Raw genomic sequence first — 6449 nt, 5'->3', positions numbered from 1 at the left:
CATATATAGAGAATGGTAATAACAGAACGCCTTATTTTACTATTTTAAAAAATAGAAATTGTGATTTTGAACATTTAGAGGACCTAATGTGGGGTCATACTTCAGGGGTAATGTTTAGAAATGTAATTTTTAAACACGGAGTACCAAAAATTTTATATCAGCAGATCAAGACAAAAAATGAACAATGTTTTGAAGGTGACTCTTTTAGGAATATTATTCATTTAAAAGAAGGTAAGGCTCATTGTATAAATACTATTGAAAGTGTATATAGGATTACAGGAGATGGTATTTGGACAAGCTACAGCAAATTTCAACAGAATGCTTTGAATGCTAGATTTTTTATAACTATGTTTTTGTATTTTGACAATATCCATCCAGAGTTTTTTCTTACAAAATGCTTAACGTTCTGTAAACACAATCTTGAAGTAATAAAAGATGTGTCAAATCAAAAAGATAATAAGGCAATTTCTACCGATGCTTTATCAGATTTTCATGAAATTTTAGCCCAGTGTCTAAAAGATCAAAGTACATTTTTGCCGGATAGCGGCAAGTTGCATGAAAGGCAAAATATAAGCAATCGGGTATTAGGGAAAATTAAAAGCGTTGTACGTAAGGCTGGTGTCTACACTGTATTAAGAGTTATGAGATTGATGGCAAAGGATGATGATACTTGGAACAAATATTGACTTGCGGCCGGTAGAAATTGATGATGCAGCATTTATTTTATCCCTACGGCTTGATCCAGAATTAAATCAATATCTTTCGCAAGTTGAAAATGATCTAGACAAGCAAAGAGAATGGATAAAAAGCCATAGGTTGTATTCCAAGGATTTTTATTTTATTATACAAAACAAGACACAAAAGCCTGTTGGAACTATAAGAGTTTATGATATTCAGGATAGTGTTTTTTGTTGGGGTAGCTGGATTATAATACCTGAGGCTAGGAAATATGCTAGCTTTGAGTCGGTATTTTTATTATATAGATTTGTATTTTTTGGACTAGGATTGAATAAAACTGATTTTGATGTAAGAAAAAAGAATAAAAAAGCTGTAGATTTCTATCAAAGATTTGGCGCAACTATTTTTGGTGAAACGGATTTGGACTATCTTATGACTTATACAAAAAATACTTTTTTAGAGCGACAGGATGAGTATAAGGTGGTCATCGATAAAATTACTGCAAGCTAATGAATATTAAGTCACCTTTAGTTTCTGTAGCCATACTTACTTACAATAGTAGTAAATTCATTGCTGAAGCCATAAATAGTGCGTTGGAACAAAATTACCCAAATTTTGAAATTGTAATATCAGATGATGCTTCAACGGATAATACTATTGATATTATTTCGGGGTATGCAAAGAACTATCCTGATAAAATCAAGGTGTTAATTAATGAAATAAATGCCGGTCCCGTAAATAACTGGTTTAAATGCATTTGGGCTTGCCAAGGTAAATATATAGTTGCACTTGCAGGAGATGATAGATTTTTACCATCAATAATTGCTAAGCAGGTTGTGCAGCTGGAAAATGATCCAAATAATATAATTTGCTATACGGACGCATCTGTTTTTGACGTTTTTCTGCAAAAAGAACTGTATTGTTTAAGCGACAAAAGGCCACCGCTTTCTGGTGGTATTGAAGTTGCTTTAGCTGATTCTATATATTATTCACCAACATTGATGTTTAGAGCTGAATTTAGGCCAAAGGAAAATATTTTTGCTAAAATAAGATATGGAGCTGACCTAGCTTTTTATAAAGAAATTATGATATTGGCTGGTAATAAAGGCAGAATAAATTATATTCCAGAAGTTTTGTATGTATACCAAAAGCATGGGTCAAATATTACCGAAACAAATTCAGCGTATCGCACTGACCATATTGATGCTCAACAAACATTCCTGTCTCTTCAAAGCTATCAGGATCCAGCAAAACCTCTAAGCGCTCTCTTGCAGTAAGCTTTCCTTTTTCATGCTGAGCAACTATCCGCTTGATTCCTCCACCAAGACGTGCAGCGCTCCTTTTATTTTCAAGTTCCTGCCAATGGAAATCCGTTTAAATTTTTCCGGCCTTTGGTATGGGCGCTGCGATATTATTTAGGCTGAACCAAAAAGTCATCCTGAATCAAGTTCAAGATGGCTCTTACTAAGTTGATGATGACCTTTTGCAAGTTCAGGATGAAGGTGCGTATGTGGTAAGTCTCAGTACAAAATCATACGACTTTATTCGTTATATATAGTTCAGGCTAGGTAAATAACTTTCTTCTATCCTTTCTCAAAAAATTTACTATAATCGCTAATATTAATCTTAAAGATTTATAGTATGAGTAAACAGGCTTTACATCAGCAGGAACTTGAAAATAAAAGGAGCGCTGCACGTCTTGGTGGAGGAATCAAGCGGATAGTTGCTCAGCATGAAAAAGGAAAGCTTACTGCAAGAGAGCGCTTAGAGGTTTTGCTGGATCCTGATAGCTTTGAAGAGACAGGAATGTTTGTTGAGCATCGTTGTGATAACTTTGGGATGAGTGATAAGAAATTCCCTGGTGATGGCGTTGTTACTGGTCATGGAACAATTAATGGTAGATTGGTTTTTGTCTATAGCCAGGATTTTACAGTTCTTGGCGGTTCTCTTGGAGAATATCATGCAAAGAAAATTTGCAACCTGATTGATTCTGCTATTGAAATTGGAGCGCCAGTAATCGGAATAAATGATTCAGGTGGTGCTAGGATACAAGAAGGTGTTGATGCGCTTGGCGGATATGGAGAATTATTTCAAAGAAACGTTAAAGCATCCGGTGTTATTCCTCAGATTACCTTAGTAATGGGGCCGTGTGCTGGTGGAGCGGTATACTCTCCTGCTCTTACCGATTTTATCTTCATGGTAAAAGGATCGTCGTATATGTTTGTAACTGGGCCAGAAGTGGTTAAGACAGTTACGGGCGAAGAAGTTACCCAAGAAAAGCTTGGTGGAGCAAGGGTTCATACTACTAAATCAGGGGTAGCGGATCTAGCTTTCAAAAATGATATAGAAGCACTGCTTGAAACGAGGCGCTTTTTTAATTTTCTACCACTGTCTAATCGTGGCGTCTTACCAATTAGGTCAACAAGAGATCCGGCTGATAGAGTCGATATGTCGCTTAATACTCTGGTTCCAACTATTGCTAATAAGTCCTATGATATGAAGGAATTAATAGCTCGGATTGTTGATGAAGGAGAGTTTTTTGAGTTGCAGCCCGACTACGCCAAAAATATAATAATAGGTTTTGGCTATATGGAAGGCATGCCTGTTGGCTTTATTGCTAATCAGCCGCTTCACTTGGCTGGGTGTCTAGATATTGATGCTTCTCGTAAGGCCGCACGATTTATTAGATTTTGTGACGCCTTTAGTATCCCTCTGGTTACTCTTGTTGATGTTCCTGGGTTTTTGCCTGGCGTTGAGCAGGAATATAATGGCATTATCAAACATGGTGCTAAGCTGCTTTATGCTTACGCTGAAGCTACCGTCCCTAAAATTACTGTTATTACTAGAAAGGCTTATGGCGGTGCATATATTGTGATGAATTCTAAGCATTTACGAGGTGATGTTAATTATGCTTGGGTAAACTCAGAAATTGCAGTTATGGGAGCAGAAGGGGCCGCAGAAATTATTTTCAGAGAAGAATGTAAGGATCCGGTCGCTAAACAGAAAATAATAGAAGAATATAAAGAAAATATAACTTCTCCATTCATTGCTGCTTCTCGTGGATACCTTGACGACATTATCAGGCCACAGAATACTCGTTGGCGCATTTGTAAATCGTTGAATTATTTACGTGCCAAGAAGGTTGAAACGCCTTGGAAGAAGCATGATAATTTACCATTGTAAAGATAGTTTAAAAATTATATGAGCAAACCATTATTTGAAAAAGTATTAGTAGCAAACAGAGGTGAAATCGCCTTGCGCATAATGAGAACTTTGCGTAAAATGGGCATTATATCTGTTGCTATATATTCCGAGGCAGATACAAACTCTAATCATGTGCAATATGCTGATGAAGCATATTTCATAGGTAATTCTCCTGCTACAGAAAGTTACTTATCAATCAAAAATATAGTTAATGCAATTAGGATTAGCGGTGCAACTGCGGTACATCCTGGTTATGGATTTTTAGCTGAAAACTCACAGTTTGCTAATATTTTAAAACGAGAAGGTATAACTTTGATTGGCCCTAGTGCCAAAGTTATCAAGCAAATGGGAGATAAGATTGAAGCAAAGAAAGTTGCTATAGATTCTGGTGTTAGTACTGTCCCTGGTTATATGGGGATAATTCATAACTTGGAGCAAGCGATTGAAATAGCAGAAGGTATAAAATTCCCGATTATTATCAAGGCAGCAGCTGGTGGTGGTGGTCGTGGGATGCGTGTTGTTAATAACGTAAAAGAAATGGAAAAGGCCTATGCTTCAGCTAAGCTTGAGGCTGAAAATTGCTTTAGTGATGGTAGGGTGTTTATTGAAAAGTTGATTAAATCTCCAAGACATATCGAGATCCAACTTTTGGCTGATCAATTTGGTAATGCTGTATGTTTGGGTGAGCGTGAATGTTCAATTCAAAGGTATCATCAAAAAGTAATCGAAGAAGCTCCAAGTTCATTTGTTGATGAAGAAACCAGAAAGAAAATGTATTCAGAAGTTGTGGCTCTAGCTCAGAAAGTGGGGTACTACTCGGCTGGAACTGTTGAATTTATGATGGATCAGGATAAAAATTACTATTTCCTTGAAATGAATACTAGATTGCAAGTTGAGCATCCGGTTACAGAGCTTATTACAGGTATTGACCTTGTTGAGCAGATGATTAGAGTCGCTGCTGGTGAAAAGCTTTCGTTTACTCAAGATGATGTTAAGCTAGATGGTTGGGCAATTGAGTCTAGGATTTGTGCTGAAGATCCTTCTCGTGGTTTTTTGCCTTCAAGTGGAAGGATTTTAGAATATCATGAGCCGCCTAAGAGCGCTAATGTAAGAATCGATAGCGGTATTGGTCCTGGTGGTGAAGTTAGTATGTATTACGATGCTATGATCGCAAAATTATGTACTTATGCTAAAACTAGAGAAGAAGCAATTGAACTAATGAAAAAATCCTTGAGCTCTTTTGTAATTCAAGGTATCTCTCATAATATTAGCTTTCTAGAAGCGCTAATTCATCACCAGAGATTCATGGATGGTGATATTAATACTGGATTTATTGATGAAGAATACCCAGATGGCTTTTCTGGAGCAAAGTTAACATCGGAAATAAATGAGGTCTTCTTATCTACAGCTATTTTTGCTTTTCTCACTGAGCAAAAAAGGGCCTCTTCGTTACAAAATCAAATGTCAGATCAGTCAAATAAAATTGGTACTCGCTGGATTGTATCGATCGATGGTGGGCAATTCCCAATAATGACTAAACAGGTTGATAATGGTTATAACATAAGGCATGGTTTAAACAGAATTACTATTAGCAGTAATTGGAATATAGGCAGCCCACTAATTACAGCAATTATAAATGGCCAAAAGGTAAATATCAAAGTTGAAAGGATAGTGACTGGATATAGGCTGACATATTCTGGGATATCAGTAGAAACCTATGTCAGGTCACCAAGAATGTCCGAACTTGAGTCGTTAATGCTTAAAAGAGATGATATAGAAGGGATGCTGGAGCTACTAGCTCCATTATCTGGGCAAATTGTAGGCATTAGTGTTGCTGTTGGAGATGTAGTGGTTCCTGGTCAAGAGTTGATTGTACTTACGGCAATGAAAATGGAAAACATTATTACAGCTGAACGTTCTGGTAAGATCGCTAAGATTAATATTGTTCCATTAGAAAATGTATCAGGTGGCCAGTTACTCATAGAGTTTGAGTAGGCGTATATTCAGTTTGCGGGGTAATATTATCTGCAGTGAACAGTTACTGTTGCTTTAGCAGAGGAGAATATTACTAGAGATTTTAAGCCACATAGTATCAAGGCTATAGAAGTGGGCTGCTACTAAGTCCCTCCGTCAAAACTCTCCCCGCCTGAATTAACAAGGGGTTTCATGTCATAAACAGCTTACAAAATCCATAAGAAAATGGTATAATTACCGCATAAAGCTTACGGATTTTAAAATTATGCCTATAGAAAATATTACTTTTCTCCAAAAACAAGAAAGGTTATTTGAAGAGAAATTATCTACAAAACTAAATCCTAAAAACAAGTTATATAAACTAAGGGATTTAGTAAATTGGTCTGAACTTGAAGCCAGAGCATTGCCTAACATTGAAATCAAGCAATTTGGTAGAAATAAGAAAGATCATAGAGTAATGCTAGCACTATCAATGCTTCAAGCTATGTACAACGGTTCTGATTCGTTTACGGAGGAAGAGCTAAAGGAAAATATTTATTGGCAATATTTTTGTGGTTATGAATATTTGCAGCAAGATCTTGATGTGTCTGAAG

Annotated in this window: 5 protein-coding genes and 2 pseudogenes; 6 read left to right on the top strand and 1 reads right to left on the bottom strand. The window is 36.5% G+C overall.

Features of this window, described 5'->3' with window-relative positions; translation table 11 throughout:
* The 3 genes and pseudogenes from Megvenef_RS06670 to Megvenef_RS09895 all read left to right on the top strand — a co-directional run.
* Positions 1-686 (top strand): hypothetical protein (locus tag Megvenef_RS06670; RefSeq protein WP_322777196.1); only part of this gene is annotated, 686 nt, incomplete at its 5' end.
* Positions 661-1188 (top strand): GNAT family N-acetyltransferase, encoded by a 528-nt coding sequence (locus Megvenef_RS06665; RefSeq protein WP_322777195.1) that lies wholly within the window; start codon positions 661-663, stop codon positions 1186-1188. The genes Megvenef_RS06670 and Megvenef_RS06665, both read left to right, overlap by 26 nt.
* Positions 1188-1568 (top strand): annotated as a pseudogene (locus tag Megvenef_RS09895) (glycosyltransferase family 2 protein); the annotation flags it as partial. The gene Megvenef_RS06665 and the pseudogene Megvenef_RS09895, both read left to right, overlap by 1 nt.
* Positions 1569-1851: 283 nt before the next feature.
* On the opposite strand, the pseudogene Megvenef_RS06655 reads toward Megvenef_RS09895, so the two are convergent.
* Positions 1852-2031 (bottom strand): annotated as a pseudogene (locus Megvenef_RS06655) (carboxyl transferase domain-containing protein); the annotation flags it as partial.
* A 288-nt stretch (positions 2032-2319) separates the two neighbouring features.
* Between Megvenef_RS06655 and Megvenef_RS06650 the strand changes: the two are divergent.
* From Megvenef_RS06650 to Megvenef_RS06640, 3 genes are all read left to right on the top strand, one after another.
* Positions 2320-3861 (top strand): acyl-CoA carboxylase subunit beta, encoded by a 1542-nt coding sequence (locus tag Megvenef_RS06650; RefSeq protein ID WP_322777193.1) that lies wholly within the window; start codon positions 2320-2322, stop codon positions 3859-3861.
* Between the two features lie 18 nt (positions 3862-3879).
* Positions 3880-5877 (top strand): acetyl/propionyl/methylcrotonyl-CoA carboxylase subunit alpha, encoded by a 1998-nt coding sequence (locus tag Megvenef_RS06645; protein WP_322777192.1) that lies wholly within the window; start codon positions 3880-3882, stop codon positions 5875-5877.
* A gap of 244 nt (positions 5878-6121) precedes the next feature.
* The coding region (locus Megvenef_RS06640; RefSeq protein ID WP_322776028.1) for a transposase at positions 6122-6449 on the top strand (328 nt) is incomplete at its 3' end.

It is taken from the genome of Candidatus Megaera venefica, from assembly GCF_034554655.1.
GTDB lineage: Bacteria > Pseudomonadota > Alphaproteobacteria > Rickettsiales > Rickettsiaceae > Megaera_A > Megaera_A venefica.
The sequence above is the reverse complement of the archived record's forward strand: the minus strand, read 5'-3'. Positions and strand labels throughout refer to the sequence as shown.